Origin of the sequence: Pseudomonas sp. LRP2-20, assembly GCF_024349685.1 — a bacterium.
In the GTDB taxonomy this organism is placed as follows: Bacteria; Pseudomonadota; Gammaproteobacteria; order Pseudomonadales; family Pseudomonadaceae; genus Aquipseudomonas.
The window spans coordinates 4986477-5011534 of the sequence record NZ_AP025944.1 but is presented as its reverse complement, the minus strand read 5'-3'; the positions used below and the strand labels follow the sequence as shown (position 1 = coordinate 5011534).

25 protein-coding genes are annotated in these 25058 nt (G+C 64.5%); 13 read left to right on the top strand and 12 right to left on the bottom strand.

What is annotated here, in order from left to right; translation table 11 throughout:
- From OCX61_RS22455 to OCX61_RS22430, 6 genes are all read right to left on the bottom strand, one after another.
- Entirely contained in the window at positions 1–1065 is a 1065-nt protein-coding gene (locus tag OCX61_RS22455) for an imelysin family protein (protein ID WP_261941442.1), read from the bottom strand.
- 19 nt (positions 1066–1084) lie between these two features.
- Positions 1085–2512 (bottom strand): di-heme oxidoreductase family protein, encoded by a 1428-nt coding sequence (locus OCX61_RS22450; RefSeq protein WP_261941441.1) that lies wholly within the window; start codon positions 2510–2512, stop codon positions 1085–1087.
- A gap of 277 nt (positions 2513–2789) precedes the next feature.
- Positions 2790–4127, bottom strand: coding sequence for an imelysin family protein (locus OCX61_RS22445; RefSeq protein WP_261941440.1), 1338 nt, complete (start codon positions 4125–4127; stop codon positions 2790–2792).
- Between the two features lie 159 nt (positions 4128–4286).
- A complete protein-coding gene (locus OCX61_RS22440; protein ID WP_261941439.1) occupies positions 4287–6338 on the bottom strand; it encodes a putative bifunctional diguanylate cyclase/phosphodiesterase in 2052 nt (683 codons plus the stop codon).
- Positions 6339–6575: 237 nt separating this feature from the next.
- Complete coding sequence (locus OCX61_RS22435; protein ID WP_060508514.1) at positions 6576–7172, bottom strand: superoxide dismutase; 597 nt, start codon at positions 7170–7172, stop codon at positions 6576–6578.
- Between the two features lie 475 nt (positions 7173–7647).
- Positions 7648–8247: a LysE/ArgO family amino acid transporter gene (locus tag OCX61_RS22430; protein ID WP_261941438.1), complete on the bottom strand. Its 600-nt coding sequence runs from the start codon at positions 8245–8247 to the stop codon at positions 7648–7650.
- Positions 8248–8337: 90 nt separating this feature from the next.
- Between OCX61_RS22430 and OCX61_RS22425 the strand changes: the two genes are divergently transcribed.
- The 3 genes from OCX61_RS22425 to OCX61_RS22415 all read left to right on the top strand — a co-directional run bounded on the left by OCX61_RS22425 (position 8338) and on the right by OCX61_RS22415 (position 11178).
- Positions 8338–9228, top strand: coding sequence for a LysR family transcriptional regulator ArgP (locus OCX61_RS22425; protein WP_261941437.1), 891 nt, complete (start codon positions 8338–8340; stop codon positions 9226–9228).
- 45 nt (positions 9229–9273) lie between these two features.
- Positions 9274–10269 carry an NAD-dependent epimerase/dehydratase family protein gene (locus OCX61_RS22420; RefSeq protein WP_261941436.1) on the top strand — a complete coding sequence of 332 codons (996 nt, stop codon included), beginning with the start codon at positions 9274–9276 and terminating at the stop codon, positions 10267–10269.
- 87 nt (positions 10270–10356) lie between these two features.
- Positions 10357–11178: an ATPase gene (locus tag OCX61_RS22415; protein WP_261941435.1), complete on the top strand. Its 822-nt coding sequence runs from the start codon at positions 10357–10359 to the stop codon at positions 11176–11178.
- 120 nt (positions 11179–11298) lie between these two features.
- Here the strand turns inward: OCX61_RS22415 and OCX61_RS22410 are convergent, their stop codons facing one another.
- Together OCX61_RS22410 and OCX61_RS22405 are read right to left on the bottom strand one after the other, a co-directional pair.
- Positions 11299–12348, bottom strand: a complete 1050-nt coding sequence (locus OCX61_RS22410; protein WP_261941434.1) for an alkene reductase — start codon at positions 12346–12348, stop codon at positions 11299–11301.
- A 17-nt stretch (positions 12349–12365) separates the two neighbouring features.
- Positions 12366–12668, bottom strand: coding sequence for an ArsR/SmtB family transcription factor (locus tag OCX61_RS22405; RefSeq protein ID WP_261941433.1), 303 nt, complete (start codon positions 12666–12668; stop codon positions 12366–12368).
- 152 nt (positions 12669–12820) lie between these two features.
- On the opposite strand from OCX61_RS22405, the gene OCX61_RS22400 reads away from it, so the two are divergent.
- Positions 12821–13405 (top strand): acyl carrier protein phosphodiesterase, encoded by a 585-nt coding sequence (locus tag OCX61_RS22400; protein ID WP_261941432.1) that lies wholly within the window; start codon positions 12821–12823, stop codon positions 13403–13405.
- Positions 13406–13537: 132 nt separating this feature from the next.
- On the opposite strand, the gene OCX61_RS22395 is transcribed toward OCX61_RS22400, so the two are convergent.
- Positions 13538–14326: a lysophospholipid acyltransferase family protein gene (locus OCX61_RS22395; RefSeq protein WP_261941431.1), complete on the bottom strand. Its 789-nt coding sequence runs from the start codon at positions 14324–14326 to the stop codon at positions 13538–13540.
- Positions 14326–15081 carry an L-ornithine N(alpha)-acyltransferase gene (gene olsB / locus OCX61_RS22390; RefSeq protein WP_261941430.1) on the bottom strand — a complete coding sequence of 252 codons (756 nt, stop codon included), beginning with the start codon at positions 15079–15081 and terminating at the stop codon, positions 14326–14328. Before olsB ends, OCX61_RS22395 begins: the two co-directional genes overlap by 1 nt.
- A 146-nt stretch (positions 15082–15227) precedes the next feature.
- Here olsB and OCX61_RS22385 point away from each other — a divergent pair, with 146 nt between their 5' ends.
- The 6 genes from OCX61_RS22385 to OCX61_RS22360 all read left to right on the top strand — a co-directional run bounded on the left by OCX61_RS22385 (position 15228) and on the right by OCX61_RS22360 (position 20072).
- Entirely contained in the window at positions 15228–16115 is an 888-nt protein-coding gene (locus OCX61_RS22385) for an acyl-CoA dehydrogenase middle domain-containing protein (protein ID WP_261941429.1), read from the top strand.
- A 166-nt stretch (positions 16116–16281) separates the two neighbouring features.
- Positions 16282–17364 (top strand): serine hydrolase domain-containing protein, encoded by a 1083-nt coding sequence (locus OCX61_RS22380; protein WP_261941428.1) that lies wholly within the window; start codon positions 16282–16284, stop codon positions 17362–17364.
- A complete protein-coding gene (locus OCX61_RS22375; protein WP_261941427.1) occupies positions 17361–17657 on the top strand; it encodes an amidase in 297 nt (98 codons plus the stop codon). The genes OCX61_RS22380 and OCX61_RS22375 overlap by 4 nt, the downstream gene beginning before the upstream one ends.
- A 44-nt stretch (positions 17658–17701) precedes the next feature.
- Positions 17702–18283: a YceI family protein gene (locus OCX61_RS22370; protein WP_261941426.1), complete on the top strand. Its 582-nt coding sequence runs from the start codon at positions 17702–17704 to the stop codon at positions 18281–18283.
- Between the two features lies 1 nt (position 18284).
- Complete coding sequence (locus OCX61_RS22365; protein ID WP_261941425.1) at positions 18285–19442, top strand: phospholipase D-like domain-containing protein; 1158 nt, start codon at positions 18285–18287, stop codon at positions 19440–19442.
- A gap of 51 nt (positions 19443–19493) precedes the next feature.
- Positions 19494–20072, top strand: coding sequence for a DJ-1/PfpI family protein (locus tag OCX61_RS22360; RefSeq protein ID WP_261941424.1), 579 nt, complete (start codon positions 19494–19496; stop codon positions 20070–20072).
- Between the two features lie 114 nt (positions 20073–20186).
- On the opposite strand, the gene OCX61_RS22355 is transcribed toward OCX61_RS22360, so the two are convergent.
- Positions 20187–20585, bottom strand: coding sequence for a nuclear transport factor 2 family protein (locus OCX61_RS22355; protein WP_261941423.1), 399 nt, complete (start codon positions 20583–20585; stop codon positions 20187–20189).
- A 115-nt stretch (positions 20586–20700) separates the two neighbouring features.
- On the opposite strand from OCX61_RS22355, the gene OCX61_RS22350 reads away from it, so the two are divergent.
- The gene (locus tag OCX61_RS22350) at positions 20701–21291 is read left to right on the top strand and encodes a GNAT family N-acetyltransferase (RefSeq protein WP_261941422.1); all 591 of its coding nucleotides are present in this window, start codon (positions 20701–20703) and stop codon (positions 21289–21291) included.
- Positions 21288–22160, top strand: a complete 873-nt coding sequence (locus OCX61_RS22345) for a carbon-nitrogen hydrolase family protein (protein ID WP_261941421.1) — start codon at positions 21288–21290, stop codon at positions 22158–22160. Before OCX61_RS22350 ends, OCX61_RS22345 begins: the two co-directional genes overlap by 4 nt.
- 103 nt (positions 22161–22263) lie before the next feature.
- On the opposite strand, the gene OCX61_RS22340 is transcribed toward OCX61_RS22345, so the two are convergent.
- A complete protein-coding gene (locus tag OCX61_RS22340; RefSeq protein ID WP_110635935.1) occupies positions 22264–23787 on the bottom strand; it encodes a fumarate hydratase in 1524 nt (507 codons plus the stop codon).
- 250 nt (positions 23788–24037) lie between these two features.
- Here OCX61_RS22340 and OCX61_RS22335 point away from each other — a divergent pair, with 250 nt between their 5' ends.
- Positions 24038–24958 (top strand): iron-sulfur-binding ferredoxin reductase, encoded by a 921-nt coding sequence (locus OCX61_RS22335; RefSeq protein WP_261941420.1) that lies wholly within the window; start codon positions 24038–24040, stop codon positions 24956–24958.
- Positions 24959–25058 lie beyond the last annotated feature (100 nt).

Sequence of the window (25058 nt, the reverse complement as noted above, 5' to 3'; positions counted from 1 at the left end):
TCAGTCACCGTCGTTGGCATTGAAGCCCAGCTGGATGTTCAGCGCCTTGGCCAGGTCGCCTTCATGCAGGCGGTGCACGGCGTTGAGGGCATCGTAGATCTGGTTGAGGGTCTGCTGCCCGGCGTCGTCGGCCAGCAGCTCGCCGAGGGTCTTCTGGTTGTCGGCCAGCACTTTGAGCGCCGTAGCGTAAGCGTCGTCGATCTTCTGCGCCAGGGCTTTCTGATCGCTGGGCAGCAGGCTGCGCAGGCCCTGATTGTCGACCCCGACCCACACTGCCTGGGCGGCCTTGAGGGTGGCTTCCAGGCTCTTCAGCGAGGAGTGGCTACGCCAGGCCTCGGCCTGCAGCGGCTGTGGAATGCCCTTGGTCTGGCGGCCCATCGGCGCCCCCAGCTTCTTCTTCAAGGTATCCAGGGCGGTGACCTGGGAGCGCAGCAGGTCGGCGATCGCCTCGTGGGAGTCGGCGTAGCGCTGGTTGGGGAACTTGGTCATCTGCGACAGCATGCCGTCGGTGCTGTTCCAGGTCTTGAGGATATCCTCGGCCAGGCCCTTCTGGTGATCGGCGATGGCCACCAGCAGCGGGCAGTAGCGGGCCTTCTGCTCGGCAGTGGCGATGTCCGGCTTGCTGTCGAAGAGGATGTACTCGTAAGCCGACAGGCCGCGTACCACGACGCTGGCCTTGCCCAGGGCGGCGGCATCGACCGGCTTGTCGCCGTTGACCAGTTGCTCGACCTGGCGGCCGACCAGGTTCTTCTTGTCGGGCCAGAACTGTACTTGCCAGGCGCGGTTGCCTTCGGCCAGCGGGCCGACCAGCAGTGGTTGCAGTTCGGCCCAGGCCTTCTGCGCATTGAGGAAATCGGCGCGCGCGGTGTCCAGGCTTTCCTTGCCTTCACAGTAGGCCAGGGCGCTGGCGGCCAGCTGGCGGTCGGCTTCGACCCAGCGGCTGTAGGTCGGCAGGATCACCTGCTTGGCGATGGCGGCGGAAGTCACTGCCTGCGGGTCCTGCGGCGAGCAGGCACCCAGGGCGAGTGCGGCGAGGCTGGTGAACAACAGTTTGGGTCGGAACATGCCCGGCTCCTTGCGCGTTTTAAAGTGAGTTCAGGAAGGCCAGCAACGCGGCGCGCTGCTCGGCATTGAAGGTCAAGACATGGTCGCGCGCCGGCTGGGCTTCGCCGCCATGCCAGAGCACGGCTTCAAGCAGGTTGCGGGCGCGGCCGTCATGCAGGTACTGGGTGTGGCCGCTGACGGCTTCGGTCAGGCCGATGCCCCACAACGGTGGGGTACGCCAGTCCTGGCCGTTGGCAGCGAATTCGGTGCGCTCGTCGGCCAGGCCTGGGCCCATGTCGTGCAGCAGCAGGTCGCTGTAGGGGCGGATCACCTGGTTGGCCAACTCCGCTTCGGCGGTGTTGGCGGCGGTGGTGAACTGCGGGGTATGGCAGGCCTGGCAACCGGCCTGGAAGAACAGGTTCTTGCCGGCCAGCACTTGCGGCGCGCCGACGTCACGACGGGCAGGCACACCGAGGTTGCGGGTGTAGAAGGTGACCAGGCGCAGGATGTTGTCGCTGACTTCCTTCTCGTCTCCTTCGCCGTTGCCATTGGGCGCGGCCAGGCAGGCGACCTGGGCCGGTGTGCAGTCGTCCTTCGCTTGCAAGGTGCTGGTCAGGCCCATGTCGCCGTTGAAGGCGTGCACGTTCTGCTGATTGACGTTGGGCTGCCCGGCCTTCCAGCCGAAGCGGCCGATCACGGTCTTGCCCTGGGCGTCGTCCCAGACCCGGTTGGCGCGGCCGCGGATGCCATCGTGGTTGCGGTCGTCCGGGTCTTCGTTGGCCAGGATGTCGGCCTCGGGGATGGCTTCGAGCAGGCCCAGGCCGATCATTGGCGGGGCCACACGGGCCGAGAAGCGTGTGTCGGGGTGCATCGGGCCGTAGCCGAGCTGGGTGATCTGCAGGGTCGGGCGGCGCAGCTCGACCGGGTGGCCGTCCTTGAAGGTGACGGTCTGGGTGGTGTAGCTCACCCGCACCTTGCCCTCTGGTGCCACGCCGGGGATGGCCATGTCCTGCAACTGGGTGCCGTAGACGGGCTCGGGGACCACGCCCAGGCGCTCGATCACCTTGGCCAGGTAAGGCTGATCGGGGATCGACAGGCGCACCAGCATGCCCACGGCATTGCTGTCGCCGGGCTCCGGCGGGTGGCCGCGGCCGTCACGCACGTGGCAGTTCTGGCAGGCCGTGGTGTTGAACAACGGGCCCAGGCCGTCACGCGCGGTGGTCGTGGATGGGGCGATCACCCAAGGGCTGCGGAAGAAACTGTTACCCACGGCGAAGTCCAGGCGCCGCTCGGCCGAGAGGTTGGCCGAGGGCAGGGAAAACGCCTTGCGGTCGTTGCTCTGAACCGTTGCCAGGCCGCCAGACAGCGCTTCGCCGGGCTCGGCCTGGGTGAAACGCGGGGCGTCGTCACAGGCGGCAAGGGTGAGGGCCAGCAGCAGGGGGGAGAGACGGGACAGCGACGAGGACATGCAAAATCCTGGGCGTGAGCGAAAAACCGGCGTGCAAGCTTAGCAGGACGGCGTTGTTTGAATAAGAGCAATTTGCAATTACCCGGGTGAAAAGGATGTGAAATTCCAGCATTTTCATGAACCTGTACCGGCCCTTTCGCGGGTAAACCCGCTCCCACAGGTTCATCACAGGGCCCAGGTCTTGTGCAATACCTGTGGGAGCGGGTTTAGCCGCGAAGGGGCCGGCACAGAAAAAAGGCGACCCGAAGGTCGCCTCTTTGTGAACCGAAACGGCTGATCAGAATTCGTGATCGGCGGTGTCCGGGTTCAGGTTGGCAATACCCAGCTTGCCTGCAGCCTGCTCGATCGAACCGGTCTGCTTGACCAGCGAGGCGATGGCATCGCGCACGATCTGGTTGCCGGCAGCGTTGTCGGCAGCGATCAGCTGGTCGTAGTGCTCGCCTTTGAGCGCGTGATCGACAATAACCTGGATCTTCGCTTCGGTGGCTTCGAGGTCGGCCTTGAGAGTGGCGTCCGCCGCCGGGTCGGCCTTGGCCACCAGCGAGGACAGGCTCGGGCCGCTCAGCTTGGTGCCGTCGACACGGGTGTACTCACCCAGGTAGACGTTGCGGATGCCCTTGGCGTCGTAGAAGTGCGAGTAGTGGGTGTTGTCGCTGAAGCAGTCCTGTTCGTCTTCTGGCGAGTTGGCTTCCAGCGAGACCTTCATGCGCTCACCGGCCAGTTCACCCAGCGACAGGCTGCCCATGCCGAACAGCATCTTGCGCAGGCCGTCGGCCACTGGCTCGGCTTCCAGGGTGGCACGGTAGTTGTCGGCGACGTTCGGCGCCCAGTTGCCGACCATCTCTTCGAGGTCCTTGACCAGCAGCTCGGTGACCGCCTTCAGGTAGGCACGACGACGGTCGTTGTGGCCGCCGGTGGCGCCTTTGCCTTCCAGGTAGTCGGACGCCGGGCGGGCGCCTGCACCTGGGCCGGTGCCGTTGAGGTCCTGGCCCCAGAGCAGGAACTCGATGGCGTGGTAGCCGGTGGCGACGTTGGCTTCGGAACCTGCCAGTTCGTTCAGGCTGGCCAGCTTCTCAGGGGTGATGTCCTTGACGTCGACCTTCTCTTCGCCGACCTGGATCTCGGTGTTGGCGATGATGTTGGCGTTGGCCGCCGGGTTGCCCAGGGCATGCTCGTAGCTCTTGTCGACGTAGTCGATCAGGCCTTCATCCAGCGGCCAGGAGTTCACTTGGCCTTCCCAGTCGTCGATGATGGTGTTACCGAAGCGGAACACCTCGCTCTGCAGGTACGGAATGCGCGCGGCGGCCCAGGCCTCTTTGGCGGCCTTCAGGGTTTCGTCGTTGGGCTTGGCGAGGAACGCGTCGACGGCGGTCTGCAGGGTTTTTGCGGTGCTCAGCGCGTCGCTGTAAACGGCGTAGACCATTTCGGTGTAATGCTTGACCACGGCTTTGCCAGCCGCTTCGTCGACAGCCCCGGGCGCAGCAGCGGTGGTGCTGGCAGCAGCAGGTGCCTGAGCTTGCGGGGCGGCGGCCTTGTCATCCTTGCCTTCTCCGCAACCGGCGAGAGCGATGGCGATGGCCAGCAGACTGGCGGAGGCCAGAGGCATTCGAATCATTATTGGTTTCCTGCGTCGTGTGGTTGGACCATGGGGTTAGGCCGTGCGCCGTGGCACGCGAAACGGTAACATCATGCGAAAGATTTGCATTTGCTGTAAAGGGGCGGGCGCGCAATTCATGTAAATGCGCGTCACGGCCTGTAAGCGGAGGGGCAAGCGTTACAGCGCGGTGACCTGGTTGCGCTGTGCCTGCTTGAGGAAACTGGTCAGCTCGCGCGCCGACAGTGGCTTGCTGTAGTGGTAGCCCTGACCCTCATGGCAACCCTGGGCGATGATGTAGGTTTCCTGCTCGGCGGTTTCCACGCCTTCGGCGATCACCTGCATGCCCAAGCTCTTGCCCAGCTGGATGATGGCGCGAACGATGGTGGCGTCATCGTCGTCGTCGAGCAGGTCCTGGACGAAGCTCTTGTCGATCTTGATCTTGTCCAGCGGCAGCGACTTCAGGTAGCTGAGCGACGAATACCCGGTGCCGAAGTCGTCGATGGCAATCATCGCCCCGGAACGGCGCAGGCTCAGCAGGTGCTGGGCGGCGGTGCTGATGTCTTCCATCAGGCCGGTCTCGGTCACTTCCAGCTCCAGGCTGCGCGGCGGCAGGCGGTAGGCCTGCAGCAGGTTGTTGACCACCCGCGGCAGCTCGTTGTGGTGCAGCTGCACGGTGGACAGGTTGACCGCCATGCGCAGTTCGCTGAAGCCCATGTCATGCCATTCGCGCAATTGCCGACAGGCCTGGTCGAGTACCCACTCGCCGATGCTGATGATGCTGCCGTTCTGCTCGGCCAGCGGGATGAACTGGTCGGGCGGGACCATGCCCAGCTCCGGGTGTTGCCAGCGCAGCAAGGCCTCGACGCCGACCACGCGGTGGTCGCGGTAGCTGATCTGCGGTTGGTAGACCAGGTACAGCTGGTTGCGCGGCAGTGCTTCGCGCAGGTCTTTTTCCAGCTCGCGACGGCGGCGCATTTCGCTGTCGACGCTGGCAATGTAGAACTGGTAGCGATTGCGCGAGCGGGCCTTGGCCAGGGTCATGGTCTGCTCGGCCTTCTGCAACAGCTTTTCGGTGCTGTCGCCGTCCTCGGGGAACAGCGTGATGCCGATGGTGGCGCGCAGGCGGATCTGTTGGTGGTCGAGGCCGAACGGCAGTTCCAGGTCGTCGAGGATGCTCTGGGCCAGCTCGGCAGCCTCGTAAGGCTGCTCGATATTGGCCTGGACCAGGGCGAACTGGTCGCCACCCAGGCGTGCCAGGGCACCCAGGCGCCCACTGTGGGCGCGCAGGCGATCGGCCAGGGCCAGCAGCAGCTGGTCGCCGGTCTGGTAGCTGAACTGTTCGTTGATGCCCTTGAAGTCGTCCAGGCCTACGCACAGTACAGCCACGCGATGCTGCAGGCGGCCGGCGTCGGCGAGAATCTTGTCGAGCTGCTCCTGCAGTTGCTGGCGGTTGGGCAGGCCGGTGAGGAAATCGTACTGGGCCATGCGTTGCAGGCTGTTCTCGGCTTCGTGGCGCAGGTGGGTATTGCGCTCGATCGAGGCCAGCAGCTGGTTGGCGGTATTGACCCAGATGCCCAGCTCGTTCTTCTCATGCCCCTTGAGCAGCGGGATCTGGTGCTGGCTGGGGCGGTCAGGGTTGATCTGGGTAAGGTGCTCGATGATCTTCGACAGCGGCTTGGTCAGCAGCCAGTGGTAGACCAGGTACAGCACCAGGCCCATGGCCAGGGCGCGCAACACCCCGGAAATGAAGATGATCACCGCATTGATGAGGAAGTCTTCGCCATAGGACGAGGTGTCGAGGGTGATGCTCAGGTCGCCGTAGTACTCGCTGTACGGGCCCCGACCGACCAGCTGGGTGGTATAGGTGCGCTCCTGGCCGAGGATCAGGTCGGTCAGCCAGCGCATCGACATGTCCTGCAGCGGGCGGGACTTTTCCGCCAGCATGGTTTCGTTGGGGTGGCCGATCGAGGCCATGCGCACCGATTCGTCCTGGAACAGGCCTTCCATGACCTGCATGCCCATTTCCCGGTCAAGGCTGTACACCGCCTGGGTCGAGGGGTCACGGAACATGTCGAGAATGCGTTGGGCGTCGTTGTTGACGGCCTGGCGGGTCTTGTAGGTGTCGTAGACGATTTGCGCGCAACTGAGGACGACGCCGACCGCCAGCGCCGAAAGGAGCACGACCCTGAGCAACTTGACCGATAAGCTGTTCCGCAATTCCAGCTTCAATGGGGTTTCCTTAATCCATGCGCATGGCATCATTTTGCCATTAACGTTGGCAATACACTATCGGCCGACCTTGGGTAGTGTATCGGTTGCCCGACCCTGCAACTTGAGTGCGCGCCATCAAACTTCCAGACGTTTGATGTTAGCGCGCTATGCGTACTGAGCAAGACTTTGGGGAAAAACGCTCAGGCACAAAAAAGCCCGGCATTGGGCCGGGCTTTTCGTTCAGGGCTGAATGAATCAGGCCTTGAAGGTCTTGCCTTCGAACTGTTCGGCAACGAAGGCCCAGTTGACCAGGTTCCAGAATGCCTCGACGTACTTCGGACGCAGGTTGCGGTAGTCGATGTAGTAGGCGTGTTCCCAGACGTCGCAGGTCAGCAGCGGGGTGTCGCCGCTGGTCAGCGGGCAGCCGGCGCCGATGGTGCTGGCCAGGGCCAGGGAGCCGTCAGCTTTCTTCACCAGCCAGCCCCAGCCGGAACCGAAGGTGCCAACCGAAGTCTTGGTGAACTCTTCCTTGAACTTGTCGAAGGAACCGAAAGCGGCGTTGATGGCATCAGCCAGGGCGCCAGTTGGCTGGCCGCCGCCGTTTGGCGACAGGCAGTTCCAGTAGAAGGTGTGGTTCCAGACTTGAGCGGCGTTGTTGAAGATGCCGCCCGAAGAGGCCTTGACGATCTCTTCCAGGGTCTTGCCTTCGAATTCGGTGCCTGGGACCAGGTTGTTCAGGTTCACGACATAGGTGTTGTGGTGCTTGTCGTGGTGATACTCCAGGGTTTCCTTGGAGATGTGCGGCTGCAGGGCATCGTGGGCGTACGGCAGCGGCGGCAATTCAAAAGCCATGGTGGATCTCCTGATTCAGGTCTGTTTGCGGTTTGCGCAAGGCCGATCACGGGCGGCCCGATGTACGTCGGCGAGTTTGTACTCTTTGCGACGCAAGGGCTGGATCATAGCACCGGGCCCTGCGCATAACCACGCAACAAAGATAGGGAATAGAGGTTCCAGAGCGGTTGGCGGTTGCCGACCGGTGGTGTTTGACTTGAGGCTTGTGTTGCCTGTGAGATCGAGCGCCGCCCGCGCGGCGCATCGCGAGCTGCGCTCGCTCCTACGTTTGTTTCGGGCCAGTAAAGCCTGTGACAGGCGCGCGCGACCGCCTTGTTGGTACGACGCGACAGCGTGCCATGCGCCAAGACGTTCGCGCGCAAATCCTCCAGGAATAATGGGCCCGAAACAAACGTAGGAGCGAGCGCAGCTCGCGATGCGCCGCGCGGGCGGCGCTCGATCTCACAGGCGCTGCAAATGTTGTGACAAGCCCAGGTCAGCTGAAGATCAACTGCGCCGCCACCGCGAACATCATCACTGCCACCATCAGGTCAAGCATCCGCCAGGTCGCTGGCCGTGCCAGCCAAGGTGCCAGCCAGGCCGCTCCGATCGCCAGGGTCGAGAACCACAGCAGCGAGGCGCTGGCCGCCCCGGCCACGTAGGCCCCTGGAGCAGTCTGCTGGGCACCTAGCGAACCGATCAGCAACACCGTGTCCAGATACACGTGCGGGTTGAGCAGGGTGACCGCCAGGGCACTCAGCAACACTGCCCGGCGCGAGCGCAGGCCTTGGCCTTCCTGATGTTGCAGGCTCTGCTTGGAAAAGGCACTGCGCAGTGCCTTGGCACCGTACCAGAGGAGGAACACCGCGCCGCCCCAGCGGGCGATCGCCAGCAGCGTCGGGTTGTGCGCCAGCACCGTGGCCAGGCCGAACACCCCGGCGGCCACCAGGATCGCGTCACACACGATGCACAGGGCAGCCACCGGCAAGTGGTGCTCGCGGCGCAGGCTCTGGGCGAGAACGAAGGCGTTTTGTGCACCGATGGCCATGATCAGGCCGAAGGCCACCAGCATGCCGTTGAGATAGCTTTGCCACATGGCGAATACTCCACAAAAGATGCTGGATATTGTGGCGAGTCAGGCTGTATAAGAAAAACAAATAGCGCTGATCCGTCATTAGGAAAATCGATGTTCGACTACAAGCTGCTGGCTGCCCTCGCGGCGGTGATCGAGCAAGGCGGTTTCGAACGTGCCGCGCAGGTGCTGGGGCTGTCGCAATCGGCCATTTCGCAGCGCATCAAGCTGCTTGAAGCGCGGGTCGGCCAGCCGGTGCTGGTGCGTGCCACGCCACCGAGCCCGACCGAGGTCGGCCGCCAGTTGCTCAACCATGTGCAGCAGGTGCGCCTGCTCGAGCGCGACCTGCAGCGCCAGGTACCCGCGCTGGACGAGGAAGGCATGCCCGAGCGCCTGCGTATCGCCCTCAACGCCGACAGCCTGGCGACCTGGTGGGCCGGTGCGGTGGGGGCATTCTGCGCCGAGCATCAGTTGCTCACTGATTTGGTGGTGGAAGACCAGGAAGTCGGCCTCAAGCGCATGCGTGCGGGTGAAGTGGCCGCCTGCCTGTGTGGCAGCGAGCGGCCAGTCGCCGGCGCACGCAGCCTGCCGCTGGGGGCCATGCGCTATCGCGCGCTGGCCAGCCCAGGGTTCATGGCGCGCTATTTCCCCCAAGGCTTCGCGGCTCAGCGCCTGGCCCGCACGCCGGCCATCGTCTACGGGCCGGACGATTTCCTGCAGCATCGTTACCTGGCATCGCTGGGGATCCAGGACGGTTTCCTGCACCACCTGTGCCCGTCGTCCGAGGGTTTTCTGCGCATGACCGAGGCCGGCCTGGGCTGGGGCCTGGTGCCCGAGTTGCAGGCCCGTGAGCAGTTGGCGAACGGCCAGTTGGTGGAAATCTGCAGCGATACCCCCATCGATGTGCCGTTGTACTGGCATCATTGGCGCAACGGCGGGCACCTGCTCGGGCAACTGACCGAACACCTGCGGCATACGGCACAGCACTGGCTGGTGCCCTTGTAGCGGCGGCTGGCGTCTGTTGCATCTGAAATCAAGGCGGAGTCATACATGCAAATTCTGGTCACCGGCGCGAGCGGCTTCATTGGCGGGCGCTTCGCGCGCTTTGCCCTGGAGCAGGGCCTGGCTGTACGGGTCAGCGGCCGGCGTGCCGAAGGCGTGGAGCACCTGGTCAAACGCGGGGCACAGTTCATCCCCGGCGACCTGGGTGACCCTGAGCTGGCCCGCCGCCTTTGCCAGGGTGTCGAGGCGGTGGTGCATTGCGCGGGCGCCGTGGGCAACTGGGGGCGCTACCAGGACTTCTATCAGGGCAACGTGGTGGTCACGGAAAATGTCGTCGAAGGCTGCCTCAAGGAGCATGTGCGGCGCCTGGTGCACCTGTCGTCGCCGTCGATCTATTTCAACGGCCGTTCGCGCCTGGGTATCCGTGAGGACCAGGTGCCGCGACGCTTCCACGATCACTATGCGCAGACCAAGCATATCGCCGAACAGAAAGTGTTTGGTGCCCAGGAGTTCGGCCTGGAAGTGCTGGCGCTGCGCCCACGCTTCGTTACCGGGGCCGGGGATGCGAGCATCTTCCCGCGTTTGATGCAGATGCAGCGCAAGGGCCGTGTGGCGATCATCGGCAATGGCCTGAACAAGGTCGACTTCACCAGCGTGCACAACCTCAACGAGGCATTGCTCAGTGCGTTGTTCGCCGAAGACCGCGCCCTGGGCCAGGCCTACAACATCAGCAACGGCCAGCCGCTGCCGCTGTGGGACGTGGTCAACTACGTGATGCGCCAGATGCAGTTGCCCCAGGTTACCCGTTATCGCTCCTATGGCCTGGCCTACAGCCTGGCCGCCTTGAACGAGGCCGCTTGCCTGCTTTGGCCAGGGCGCCCGCAGCCGACCTTGACGCGCCTGGGCATGCAGGTGATGAGCCGTGATTTCACCCTGGATATCAGCCGCGCTCGCCAATACCTGGATTACCAGCCCAAGGTCAGCCTGTGGACCGCGCTGGATGAATTCTGCGCCTGGTGGAAGCATCAACCGCTGGGGCAGTGAACCAGTACTGCAGATGATGGTCATCAGTGCGCCGCGTGAGCGGTTTATACTCATGTCTCTTTGCTACCACCGCGGTTGAAACCACCTATGCGAAACGATGCCCACGACGATTTCGATGATGTACCTACCTTGCGGGCAGGTACCCCCGATGACGACGAATTGCTGCCCGCGCACGTCTCGCGCAACCGCCAGAAGGCCGCCAGGCCCGCCAGCACCGGGGCACTGTGGGCGTTGCTGGGGGCGTCGTTCATCGCCTTGGCGGGGCTGGGCTGGTGGAGCTTCCAGCAGATTTCGCTGATGGAGCAACAACTGGTGGCCACCCAGGAAAGTTTTGCGCGGATCAGCGAAGAAGCCGCCGGGCGTTTGCAGGCCATCAGCGGCAAGGTCGCTGCCAGCGAGTCGTCGAGTACCACGGGCAGCGAAGCGCTGAAGCTGCAGATCCGTCAGTTGCAGGCCAGCCTGGCCGAGCAGGGCAAGCAGCAGCAAGGTGTGGCGGGGCAGGCCGGTGACCTGGGCAAGCGCCTGGAGCAGGTGCTGGCCGATACCCGTGAGCAGCAGAAGGCGGTGACCGAGTTGCAGACCCAGCTGCAGGCACAGTTGAAGGCGGTGAACGCCGAATTGGCGGCGCTGAAATCGGGGCAGGTGGATGGTGGCAAGCTCGATGGCCAGCTGAAGAACCTGAGCGATGAAGTGGCTGCGCTGAAGAAGCAGGGCAACCAGAAAGCTGCGCTAGAAAGCCTGGAACAGGATGTGCTGGTGCTCAAGACCCAGATGGATAACCGCTCGCCGTCGTCGGGCGGGGCGACGGTGCAGGAGTTTGATGCGTTCCGTGGGCAGACCACGCGTAACCTCAATACCCTGCAGAGCCAGATCCAGAACCTGCAGCAGCAGATCAATTCCCGGCCTTGAGCATGCAGGGGGGCTTTGCCCTCCTATCGCGACACAAGGCAGCTCCTACAGAAATACGCGATCCCTTGCAGGAGCGGCCTTGTGTCGCGATGGGCCGCAAAGCGGCCCCGGCGATCTTGATTACAGGCGCGGGTAGTCGATGTAACCCACCGGCCCTTTGCCATAGAAGGTCTCCGGGTGTGCCGCGTTCAGCGGTGCATCCGCCGCCAGCCGCGCCGGCAGGTCAGGGTTGGCGATGAACGGCACGCCAAACGCCACCGCATCCGCCTTGCCCGCCGCCAATGCAGCATTGGCACTGGCTTTGTCAAAGCGCTCGTTGACGATGTACGGACCGCCGAAGGCTTCCTTGATCAGCGGGCCAATGCTGTCGTCGGCTTCCTTCTCCCGCGAGCAGATGAAGGCAATGCCGCGCTTGCCCAGCTCACGCGCCACATAGGTGAAGGTCTCGGCGCGGTCGGCATCACCCATGTCATGGGCATCGGCGCGTGGCGCCAGGTGCACGCCGACGCGACCTGCGCCCCATACGTCGATGGCCGCATCGGTCACTTCCAGCAGCAGCCGGGCACGGTTTTCCAGCGATCCGCCGTAACGGTCGCTGCGCTGGTTGGTGCTGCTCTGCAGGAACTGGTCGAGCAGGTAGCCGTTGGCGCCGTGGATTTCCACACCGTCGAAACCGGCAGCCTTGGCGTTCTCGGCAGCGCTGCGGTAAGCCTCGACGATGTCGGCGATCTCTTCGGTTTCCAGTGCGCGCGGGGTTGGATAGTCGCTCAGTGGGCGCACCAGGCTGACGTGGCCCTTGGCCTGGATCGCGCTGGGTGCTACCGGCAGCTCACCGTTGAGGTAGCTGGGGTGAGAGATACGGCCGACGTGCCACAGCTGCAGGAAGATGCGCCCGCCAGCACCATGCACGGCCTTGGTGACATTGTTCCAGCCACGGACCTGCTCATCGTTCCAGATGCCGGGGGTGTCGGGGTAGCCGACGCCCATCGGCGTGACCGATGTCGCCTCGCTGAGAATCAGGCCGGCGCTGGCACGCTGCACGTAGTATTCGGCCATCAGTGCATTGGGCACGCGGCCTTCATCGGCGCGGCAGCGGGTCAGCGGAGCCATGATGATACGGTTGGGCAGTTGCACATCGCCCAGTTGGATCGGATCGAAAAGCGTGGTCATAACGGTTTCCTGCCTTGTCAAAGCGCTTGGCGCAGTTGTTCGAGGAACGCCTCGATGGTGGCTTCGTTGCGTTTGAAGAAATGCCACTGGCCGACCTTCTGGCTGCTGATCAGACCCGCCCGTTGCAAGGTGGCCAGGTGGGCAGACACGGTCGACTGCGATAACCCGCAGCGCTGGTCGATCTGCCCGGCACAGACACCGTTTTCGATGCTGTGGTACTGGTCGGGAAACTGCGTTGCCGGGTCTTTCAGCCAGCTGAGAATTTCTCGCCTGACCGGGTGGGCCAGTGCTTTTATGATTTCGTCGAGATCGAGTGGCATGGGTTGAGGCTCGTGCTGTAGCGGTATATCGCGATAGGACGAAACGTACATCGGTATTTCGCGATATACAAATATGAAGTGGTTCTGAACACAGTGCGAATCGCTATATCGCGTTATAACGATATACGCAGTGGGGGTGCTAGACTGCGTCCATGAACTACCTCGCACACCTGCACCTGGGCGGCCCGGCGCCGCAACAACTGCTCGGCAGCCTGTATGGCGACTTCGTCAAAGGTTCGCTGGAGGGGCGCTTCCCGCCTGCGCTGGAGGCGGCGATCCGACTGCACCGGCATATCGACAGCTACACCGACCAGCACCCCCTGGTACTGGCGGCGCTGGCGCGTTTTCCGCGGGAGCGGCGGCGCTTTGCCGGGATTGTCCTGGATGTGTTTTTTGACCATTGCCTGGCGCGGCACTGGGAGGATTACGCCGAGCAGCCGCTGGTGCAGTTCACCGGGGATTTTTATCGGGTGTTGCTGGCCGAGCCCGAGTTGCCAGGGCGCTTGGCTCGGATTGCGCCGTTCATGGCGGCGGATGACTGGCTGGGGGCGTATGGTGATTTTGCCACGCTGGAGCAGGTGTTCAACGGCATAGCCCGGCGCTTGTCGCGGCCGCAAGGGATGGCCGGGGTGATGGCCGAGCTGGAGCGGCTGTATGAGCCGTTGCTGGCGGACTTTCGCGAGTTCTATCCACAGCTGCAGGCGTTTGCTGCCGCAGGAAGGCTGTCAGACAGCTAAGCCTTGTGTTGTCTGTACTGGCCTCTTCGCGGGTAAACCCGCTCCCACAGGTATTTTGCTGCTTTCAGATTCAGCACAATACCTGTGGGAACGGGTTTACCCGCGAAGAGGCCAGTGCAGGCACTACAAAGCTCAGGCAGCTCGCGCCTGTCGCCGGGGCACCACCGCCACTTCCTCAACCCCGAACAACGCCATGTGAATCGCCTGCTGGGCCTGAAACGCCAGCGCCGCACGTTCCTTTTCGACACTGACGATCGGCTTCAACAGGTGAATGCACACCTCACCGCGCGGCTCGGCAAACAAGCGCATCAGGTGCGAAACCAGGTCATCGTCGCCAATGAACGGCGCAATCGGGTCCGCCTCGCCATTGCGCAGGTACTGAATGGCCACCGGCTGCACCGCCACGCCCTGATCAATGGCACCGGCCAGCAGGCGACCGTGGAAGGTGCGCAGCTGGCGGCCGTCGGTGGTGGTGCCTTCGGGGAAGATCAGCAGCGGCCGAGCCTGGCCCAGCTGCGCGCTGATCTGCTCGCGCAGGCGCTGGCCGTCACCGCCACCGCGGCGAATGAACAGCGTGCCGGCTTTCTCTGCCAGCCAGCCGGCCACCGGCCAGTGGCGGACTTCGGCCTTGGACAGGAACGACAGCGGCAGCAGCATGCCGAGCAGGGGAATGTCGGTCCAGGAAACGTGGTTGCTGACCCACAGCATTGGCCGTTGTGGCAGCTCACCGATCACCCGCACCTCGAAGGGCAGGGCGCCGACCAGGCGCCTCATGAACCAGCAGGACCAGCGCTGGCGAAGTTCGATGGACGCCTTGATCCCCAGGCGTTCGCCCACGGCGATGACGCCAGCCATGAGCATGCCGAGCGACAGCACCAGCAGCAGCCGCAAGAGGCGGGCGAGCACCCGCAGGCCAGGCATCAGACCGCTGCCTTGAAGTGGCGGGCGTAGCGCGGGCATAGGTCGTCACGCTTGAGCAGGATGAACACGTCGGCGACCTGAAAGTCCTCGTCCCAGCATGGCTCGCCGCAGATCTTCGCGCCCAGGCGCATGTAGGCCTTGAGCAGTGGCGGCATCTCGGCGATGACGTTGTTCGGCAGGGCCAGGCTGGGCAACGGGTTCTTCGGTTCGGCGCGCAGGTGCTCGGTGCACAGGTACCGCTCGCGCAGGCGCTGCATGACCGCGTGGGCCTGTACGCCGCCGTCCTGCATGGGAATGCTGGCGCAACCCATCAGGTAGCTGTAGCGGCCTTCGTTGAGGACTTCGGCCAGTTCGCCCCAGAGCACGGCGATGGTGCCCCCGTTGCGGTAGTCGGGGGCGACGCAGGTGCGGCCCAGTTCGAGGATCGGGCCCTGCAATTGCAGCAGGCCGTGCAGGCTGAACTCTTCTTCGCTGTAGAAGCGCCCCAGGCTGCTGGCGGCCTGGTGGTCGAGCAGGCGGGTGGTGGCTACCAGCTCGCCGGTACTCAGGTCGCGCACGCCGATGTGGCGGCAATGAACGTCGTAGTCATCCATGTCCAGGCCCTGTTCGGCGCCTTTGAGCTTGGCCTTGAATTCCGCGCTGAACACCTTGTAGCGCAGGGCCTGTGCTTCCTGCAGGGCCGCAGCGCCAACCAGGCGTTCGGCTTGCAGACGGCGTGCAGTGCTGTTGTCGCCAGCGTGAGCGATCCGAGTCATTACGAGTCTCCATAAGCCAGCCATGAAGGGTTGCGGCCGGTCGGCTTTGTTGTGCAAAGTCAGCCTAGGTAGGCGCGGTGTCACCCCTGTGAATCTTTGGTGATGCTTGCATGACACCCCAGCACAGTCCTTTGAAGGAGCGTCCGATGGCCTGGTTGCAACGACTCAACGACCCTCTACGCCAGCCCCTGGCTGGCACCTTGGGCGAGACCTATGCCGCGCTGCTCGAGCGCCTTGGCGCGGTTGCCCCGTTCGAACTGGCGGTGCTGGGCGCACGTGCCATGGCCACGCCGGGCCTGGCGTTCCTCATCGGTTACCAGGCCGCATTGCGCGTGCTCTGGCCCAGTGCCCCCGCCAGCCTTGGCGCGCTGTGCGCCACCGAGCGGCGCAGCGTGCGCCCGGCGGACATGCATACCCGGCTGGTCGGTTTGCGCCTGAACGGCAACAAGGATTTCGTCACCGCCGGCCTCGACGCGGAATGGTTGTTGGTGGCCGCGCGCAGCGAAGCGCTAGGCGAAGCGCCACGGCTGAACCTGGCGGTGGTTTATCCGGGGGAGCCGGGGGTGACACTGGAGGCGTTGCCGACCCTGCCGCTGATGCCTGAAGTGGGGCATGCTCGCTTGCACTTGCAGGACGCGGCCTGCGAGCTGCTGGCTGGCGATGGCTGGGACGCCTATGTCAAACCGTTCCGTTCGCTGGAAGACCTGTACGTACTCACGGCGCTGACGGCCTGGTTGTACGGCGTAGGGCAAGAATGTGGCTGGCCGCAGGAGTTGCGCCTGCGTTTGCTGGGGCTGTTGGCGGGATGTGCCGAGGGCAGCCGGCAGTGCGCTGACAGCATCGGCTGCCACCTGTTGCTGGGGGGCTTGTTTTCGCAGTTTCAAGAGCTGCGCGGGGCGATCGACAAGGCGCTGCTGGCGGGGCCGGAGCAGTGGGCGCAGCTGTGGCAGCGGGATCAGGGGGTGCTGGCATTGGCTACGGCAGCGCGAGAAAAGCGCCTGGCCAAGGCCTGGCTGGCCGCAGGGCTGTCATGAAAGCCTGAGAAACTGTGGGATCTTTCAGATCCTGGGGCTGCTGTGCAGCCCATCGCCGGCAAGCCCGGCTCCCAGAGGTTCGGTGCAGTCCTGAAGCATTGCACTGGACCTGTGGGAGCCGGGCTTGCCGGCGATGGGGCGCGAAGCGCCCCCAACAAGGCCCCCCATGATAAAGACCCTGTTGGCAATCATCGGCCTGACCATCATGCCCGCCTGGGCCGAAGTCTGGCCCGAACCTGACTGGCCGATCGACGACACCGCCTTCGACTGGCAGGCCGTCGACGCTTATGCCTTCCCGGAGCGCAACGCCGGCGAACGCAGCGGCATTCGCACCGACGCCTTGTTGATCATCCGTGACGGTCGCATCCTTCACGAACGCTACAGCGCTCCCACCACTGCCAATACTGCCCATCTGACCTGGTCGGTCAGCAAGAGCGTGCTGGCCACTGTGCTGGGCGTTGCCCAGGGTGAAGGGCGGTTCCAGCTGCACGACCCAGCCGCGCGCTACTACCCACCGATGCAGGCCCACCCCGATGTGCGCCTGGCCGATCTGCTGCACTGGGCCAGTGGCCTGGACTGGCAGGAAGACTACGAATACGCGCCGTTGAAGTCCTCTGTCGTGGCCATGCTCTACACCCGCGGGCGCAACGACATGGCGGCCTACACCGCAACCCGTGCCAATGCCGAACAGCCAGGCCAGCGTTTTCTCTATTCCAGTGGCGACAGCAATGTGCTGGCCGCCGCGTTGCGCGGCATGCTCGGCACCGCTAGCTATGCCGACTACCCCTGGCAGGCGCTGTTCTCCCCGCTAGGCATCGACAGCGCAGTCTGGGAGCGTGACGGCGCCGGTACCTTGGTCGGCTCCTCCTACCTCTATCTCAGTGCCCGGGACCTGGCGCGCATCGGCTTGCTGATGCAGCGCGATGGCCGCTGGCAAGGTCGGCAGCTGCTGCCAGCGAGCTGGGTGGCCTTCAACCGCACTTTGTTCACTCAGGCCACTGCAGTGCCCGGCGAGGCCAGCCCGGGCGGCCATTGGTGGCTTAACCTGCCATTGCCGGGAGGCCCGACACCATGGCCCGACGCCCCGCCAGACACTTACGCCGCACTCGGCCACTGGGGCCAGGCGCTGTATATCGTGCCGTCGCAGAAACTGCTGATCGTGCGCTATGCCGATGACCGCGACGGCAGTTACCGCCACAACGAACTGCTCAAGCGGGTGCTGGCGGCGCTGGCCAAGGAGCGCGCATGAAGCGCGTGCTGTTGCTGCTGATCGTCGCCTTGCTCGGCTGGGCCTGGCTGGAGCGCCAGGCGCTGGCGGACTTCCCGGGCATCCTTTCGGCCTATTCGGCCAAGGAGTACTGCTCGTGCCGCTTCGTCATGGGCTTCGACCAGGCCTATTGCCGAGGGTATGTGCAGCAATGGTTGCCCCTGGGCCGGCTGGAGGAAGACGGCCCGCAACGGCGGGTCAGCGCCGAGGGCCTTGGCCAGCGCAACCAGGCGGCCTGGCAGGGCGCGCAGGCCGGCTGCCGCTTGCTGCCATGAGGGCAGCCGGGTAAGGTTGGCGGTCAAGTTTCACGAGACCTGTCATGTTCAAGCTGCCCCGTCTTCTGCCTGCACTGCTGCTGGCTTTGTGCCTGCCCGCCCATGCCAACTGGCACCTCGATGGCGAGTCTTCACGCCTGTCATTCGTCACTGGCAAGAACGGTGATACCGCCGAGGTGCATCGCTTTTTGGTGTTGCACGGCACCGTCAGCCGCAAAGGCTCGGCTGAGCTGAGCATCGAGATGGACTCGGTGAGCAGCGGCATCCCACTGCGCGACGAGCAGATGCGCGACAACCTGTTCGAGGTGGCGCGCTTCGCCGAGGCGAGCGTGAAGGCGCAGATCGACCTGCGGCCGCTCAACGACCTGGCCGATGGTGCGCAGATCGAACTGCGCCTGCCGCTGACCGTCACCCTGCATGGCCAGTCGCACAGCTACAACGCGCTGTTGCTGGCCACCCGCCTGGATCAGCGGCGCTTCCAGGTGGTGACCCTCGAACCCCTGGTACTGCGGGCCTCGGACTTTGGCCTGCTGCCAGGGCTGGAAAGCCTGCGCAAGTTCGCCAGGCTGAAATCCATCAACCCGTCGGTACCGGTCAATGCGGTACTGATCTTCAACGCCCGCTGACATGCCGGGGCCGGTTTTCCCCTGGCGGGGTGGCAATGAATTCGAACTGCTGATCGACGGCCCTGAATTCTTCCCGCGCATGCTCCAGGCGATCGAGCGTGCCGAGTTCCAGGTCGACCTGGAGTTGTACCTGGTCGAGGCAGGTGCCTGTGCCGAGGCGGTGGTCGAGGCGCTGGAGCAAACGGCACGGCGCGGCGTGCGGGTACGGTGCCTGTTCGATGACTATGGCTCGCTGGCCTTCACTGCGGCGTTGCGCCAGCGCCTGCTGGAGGCCGGGGTGTACTTGCGCTGGTACAACCGGCTGCGCTGGAAGCGTGGTTTTCGCAACCTGTACCGCGACCATCGCAAGCTGTTGTTGGTGGATGAGCGCTGGGCCGTGGTGGGGGGGACGGGCGTCACCGACGAGTTCTGGACGCCAGGCGAGACAAGCAGCGCCTGGCACGAGGTGATGGTGCAGATGCAAGGGCCGGTGGTGGCCGACTGGCAGTTGCTGTTCGACCGCCAGTGGCAAGCCAACAACCGCCGCACCGCCTGGCGCCCGGCCGAGGGCTTTGGCCTGCCGCGCTTGCCCAAGGTGCCGGTGCAAGGCCAGGGCATGGGCCGGGTGGCCTATGCCGACGCCCGCCAGCACCAGGACATCCTGCATTCGCTGGTCCGGGCGATCAACAGTGGCAAGCAGCGGGTATGGCTGGCCACGCCGTACTTCCTGCCGACCTGGAGCGTACGCCGGTCGTTGCGCCGGGCCGCCGGCAAAGGCGTCGACGTGCGCTTGCTGTTGACCGGGCCGCGCACCGACCACCCTTCGGTGCGTTATGCCGGGCACCGCTATTACCCGCGCTTGCTGCGTGCGGGGGTGCGCATCTACGAATACCAGCCGTGTTTCCTGCACCTGAAGATGGTGCTGATCGACGATTGGGTCAGTGTCGGTTCGTGCAACTTCGATCACTGGAACCTGCGCTTCAACCTGGAAGCCAACATCGAGGCACTCGACCCACCCTTGACGACCGCCGTGCAGGCCAGCTTCGAGCGGGATTTTGCCTTGAGCGAGGTGGTCGACCTTGATCACTGGCACGCCCGGCCGCTGTGGCGTCGGGTGAAGCAGCGGGTGTGGGGCTGGCTGGACCGGCTGGTGGTCAACTTGCTCGACCGGCGCGACTGAGAGCGGCTATCGTGCAGTGACTGTCCCTAGGCAATCGAAGGAGTGGGTGCGATGACGGCGAAGAAGATTCTCATGCTGGTTGGCGACTATGTCGAAGATTACGAGGCCATGGTGCCGTTCCAGGCGCTGAGCATGGTCGGCCACACGGTACATGCGGTGTGCCCGGAGAAGGTCGCGGGGCAGACCGTGCGCACGGCGATTCATGATTTCGAAGGCGAGCAGACCTACAGCGAAAAGCCAGGGCACAACTTTGCCCTGAACTACGATTTCGTGCGGGTGCGGGCCGAAGGCTACGACGCTTTGCTGATCCCAGGTGGCCGTGCGCCCGAGTACCTGCGCCTGGATGAAAAGGTGCTGGAGCTGGTGCGGGCGTTCGACCAGGCCGGCAAGCCGATTGCGGCGGTGTGCCACGGCGCGCAGTTGTTGGCGGCGGCAGGCGTGCTGGAAGGGCGCGAGTGCAGTGCGTATCCGGCCTGTGCACCGGAAGTGCGCCTGGCCGGTGGCACGTACATCGATATCGCGGTGGACCAGGCACATGTCGATGGCAACCTGGTGACGGCACCCGCCTGGCCGGCGCACCCGGCCTGGCTGGCGGCCTTTCTCAAGGTATTAGGTACCCGTATCGCCTGACTGACGCGGTCAAGTTGTGGGAGCGGGCGCGCCCGCGAAGAATCCAACGCGGTGCATGGCACCGGCTGCGCCGGTGTTCGCGGGCTCGCCCGCTCCCACAGAGACCGTGTTGCTTCAGGCAACCTGCTCGACCCAGTCATTGAGGTTGTAGTAGTTGGTCACCCGGGAAATCTTGCCGCAGTGAATGTAGAAGAATGCCCCCGCCGGCAGCACATAGGTCTGCCCATTGGCCGCCGGCAACCCTTCGTCGTCGGCCAGGTATTCGCCATGCACGGTGAACTCCGCCGCCGCGCGGCTACCGTCGGGGTTCTGCATCACCACGATGTCGGCCAGGCGCTCGCGGTAGCAACGGTTCATCTTGTCCATGAATGCCGCGAACTTTGCCTTGCCCATCTGCCGCTCGCCCTGGTTGATGTCGTGGATCACGTCTTCGCTGAGCAGGGCCAGGAAGGCTGGCATGTCGCCGGCATTGAAGGCGGCGTAGTAAGCATTTACCAGTTCGGTAGCGGTCATGGAACAATACCTGTCGTGTAGGGAAAAGGCGGTGTGCTGGCTCGGATGATAGGGTTTCCCCTCAAGCCCGGCTTAGCCGAGCGCGTCATCCACATCGACAAAACGACCGCCAAGCATGGAAATACGCCTGTTGCACGGCGCCGCTATCGCGCCCTACATCGATGACCTCGCTCGCCTGCGCCTGACCGTGTTTCGCGAGTTTCCCTACCTCTACGACGGCACCCCGGAGTACGAAGCCGACTACCTGGCCAGCTACACCCGTTCCGGGCGCAGCCTGGTGGTGCTGGCCCTGGACGATGGCCAGGTGGTTGGCGCTTCGACCGGCCTGCCGCTGGTGGATGTGGCCCCGGAGTTCCAGCAGCCGTTCCTGGCCCTGGGGCGCGACCCGGCCAGCGTCTACTACTTCGGTGAATCGCTGGTACTGCCAGAGTACCGTGGTCGTGGCCTGGGCGTGCGCTTCTTCATCGAGCGCGAGTCCTATGCCCACAAACTGGCCGAATTCGACTTCTGTGCGTTCTGTGCCGTGGAGCGCCCGGGTATGCATCCGCGCCGGCCTGCGGACTACAAGCCACTGCACGGCTTCTGGCGTAACCGCGGCTTCCTGCATGATCCCTCCTTGCGCACCCGCTACGCCTGGCGTGATCTGGACGAGCCGAAAAGTTCGGAAAAGATCCTGTCGTTCTGGACCAAGGAGCTGCCGATTTGATCCGCCTTGCGGCCTGCCAGTACGCCATCGAACTGCATGAAACCTGGGATGCCTATGCCGACCACCTGCAGGCTTTGTGTGCCGAGGCCGTGGAGGCGGGCGCCCAGCTGCTGTTGCTGCCGGAATACGCCGGGCTGGTGCTCAGCGGCCAGTTGCCGGCCGAGCAGCGTGGCGACCTCAAGGCCTCGATCGCCGGCATCCAGCCGCTGATCGAGCCTTGGTTGGCGTTGTGCGAAGGGATTGCCCGGCGCTGGGGTATCTACATGCAGCCAGGTAGCCTGCCGGTGCTCGACCTCGATGGGCTATACCGCAACCGTGCCTGGCTGTTCGGCCCCAAGGGTGTGCTCGGCTACCAGGACAAGCTGATGATGACTCGCTTCGAGCGGGAGCAGTGGGGCATTGCCGCAGGTGACGGGCTGCAGGTTTTCGACACCGATCTTGGCCGCCTGGGCATCCTGATCTGCTATGACAATGAGTTCCCGATGCTGGCCCGGCGCCTGGCCGAGGGTGGTGCCGACCTGATCCTGGCGCCGAGCTGCACCGACACCGAGGCAGGCTACCATCGGGTGCGCATTGGTGCGCAGGCACGCGCCCTGGAAAACCAGATAGCCGTGCTGCAAAGCCCGACAGTAGGTGTGGCGCCATGGTCGCCGGCCCTGGATGAGAACATCGGCCGGGCTGGGCTGTTCGTTCCGCCAGATCACGGGATGCCGGGGGACGGAGTGGCGGCGTTGAGTGAGGCGTTGAGCCCGGTGAGCAGCCAGTGGCTGATGTGTGAGGTGAGTCTTGAGGAAGTGCGGCGGGTGAGGCAGGAAGGGCAGGTGTTTACCCGCAGGGACTGGCCGGAGCAATTCGACAGAGTTGTGTAGACCTGTTGCGGCCTGTTCGCGGTGAACCCGCTCCCACAGGGAGATTGCGATCCCTTGTGGGAGCGGGCTTGCCCGCGAAGCAGGCGCCGCGTTTACATCAGGCTTACTTCACTTCGACTGCCAGGCTCTGGGCAATCTTGCTCTGCCACAGGGCAGGGCCAGTGATGTGCACCGACTCACCGTTGCTGTCGACGGCGACGGTCACCGGCATGTCCTTGACCTCGAACTCGTAGATCGCTTCCATGCCCAGCTCGGCGAAGGCCAGGACCTTCGACTTGCGGATGGCCTGGGCCACCAGGTAGGCAGCGCCGCCCACGGCCATCAGGTACACGGCCTTGTTGTCCTTGATCGCTTCGATCGCGGTCGGGCCACGCTCGGACTTGCCGATCATGCCCAGCAGGCCGGTCTGCTCGAGAATCTGGCGGGTGAACTTGTCCATGCGGGTGGCAGTGGTCGGGCCGGCTGGGCCTACCACTTCGTCACCGACCGGGTCGACCGGGCCGACGTAGTAGATGAAGCGGCCTTTGAGGTCGACCGGCAGTTCTTCACCGCGGTTGAGCATCTCGACCATGCGCTTGTGCGCAGCGTCGCGGCCGGTGAGCATCTTGCCGTTGAGCAGGATGGTCTCGCCCGGCTTCCAGCTGGCGACTTCTTCCGGGGTGATGTCGTCGAGGTTGACGCGACGGGCGCTCGGGCCGGCTTCCCAGACGATTTCCGGGTAGGCGTCCAGCGACGGCGCTTCGAGCTCGGCCGGGCCGTTGCCGTCGAGCACGAAGTGGGCGTGACGGGTGGCGGCGCAGTTCGGGATCATGCACACCGGCAGCGAGGCGGCGTGAGTCGGGTAGTCCATGATCTTGACGTCGAGCACGGTGGTCAGGCCACCCAGGCCCTGGGCACCGATACCCAGCTGGTTGACCTTCTCGAACAGCTCCAGACGGATCTCTTCGAGGCGGTTCTGCGGGCCACGGGCTTTCAGTTCGTGGATGTCGATGGATTCCATCAACACTTCCTTGGCCATCACCGCAGCCTTCTCGGCGGTACCGCCGATGCCGATGCCGAGCATGCCAGGCGGGCACCAGCCAGCGCCCATGGTCGGCACGGTCTTCAGCACCCAGTCGACGATCGAGTCGGACGGGTTGAGCATGGCCATCTTCGACTTGTTCTCCGAACCGCCGCCTTTGGCTGCGACGTCGACTTCGACCTTGTCGCCCGGGACGATGGAGTAGTGGATGACCGCCGGGGTGTTGTCCTTGGTGTTCTTGCGGGCACCGGCCGGGTCGGCCAGGATCGAAGCGCGCAGGACGTTTTCAGGCAGGTTGTAGGCGCGACGCACACCTTCGTTGATCATGTCGTCGACGCTCATGGTGGCGCCGTCCCAGCGCACGTCCATGCCCACGCGGATGAACACGGTGACGATACCGGTGTCCTGGCAGATCGGGCGGTGGCCGGTGGCGCACATGCGCGAGTTGATCAGGATCTGGGCGATCGAGTCGCGTGCGGCAGGCGATTCTTCACGCAGGTAGGCTTCGTGCATCGCCTGGATGAAATCGACGGGGTGGTAGTACGAGATGAATTGCAGGGCGTCGGCGACGCTCTGAATCAGGTCGTCTTGCTTGATCACGGTCATGCAGCGCGCTCCTCTTAAAGACGGGAACATTCAAAAAGACGCTCGACGGTGCCGACCAGCGTGTCGAAGCGCCTTGCAAGGCGCGCCGGCAGGCTGGCCGACGCAAAAGGGCGCGGCAGTATAGCGCGCCTCACCGCGCGAAACACCTGCGCGTGGTCTGGACCATGGTCGGCAGGGGGCAGGCATCCTTTTTGCTGCCAATGCGCGCTTGGCATACAGTGACCCGGTGATCGATGGAGAAAGACTTACCATGCCTGAACTTTGCGTGGGCGCGCGCCGCTGGACGGTGCCGACCGGCAGCAACCTGCTCGATGCCCTCAACGAGGCAGGGCTGAATGTGCCCTACAGCTGCCGTGCCGGCAGCTGCCACGCCTGCCTGGTGCATTGCCTGGAAGGGCAGCCGGTGGATGCCCTGCCCGAAGCCCTGACGCTGGACAAGCACGCCCAGGGCTGGCGCCTGGCCTGCCAGTGCCGGGTGGTTGACGACCTGCGCGTGGCGGTGTTCGACCCGCAGCAGGACGGGGTGCCGGCGCGAGTGTGTGCAGTAGATTGGTTCGGCGATGTGTTGCGCTTGCGGCTGCGAGCGGAGCGGGCGTTGCGTTATCAGGCGGGGCAGCATGTGGTGCTGTGGAACGGCGCTGTTGCAAGGCCCTACTCACTGGCCAGCCTGCCGGGCGAAGACGACTTTCTGGAGTTTCATGTCGACTGCCAGCGGCCGGGGGCCTTTTGCGACAAGGCCCGTGCGCTGCAGGTGGGTGACCAGCTGCGTCTCGGTGAGTTCAGGGGCGGGGCTTTGCACTACGACCCGGATTGGCAGGCCCGGCCGCTCTGGCTGTTGGCAGCGGGCACCGGGCTGGCGCCGTTGTGGGGCATCTTGCGCGAAGCTTTGCGCCAGGGGCATCAAGGGGAGATTCGGGTGGTGCATGTGGCGCGGGACAGCGCTGCGCACTATCTGGCCGAGCCGCTGCTGCAACTGGCGGGGGTGAAGGTCGAGCTGGTGCTGGCGCAGCGGATGGATGAAGCGCTGGCCGGGTTGCGGCCGTCATCGCGGCAGACGGTGGCGCTGGTGTGCGGGGCGCCGGGGAGTGTCGAGCGATTCGCGCGGCAACTGTTCATTGCCGGGGTGCCGCGGGGGCAGGTGTTTGCCGATGTGTTCCTGGAACATGCCTGAGGCATTTTATTGAAAGTGCTGGCCCTTTCGCGGGCAAGCCCGCTCCCACAGGTGCCGCGCAAGCCCAAGGCGGGCACAGAACCTGTGGGAGCGGGCTTGC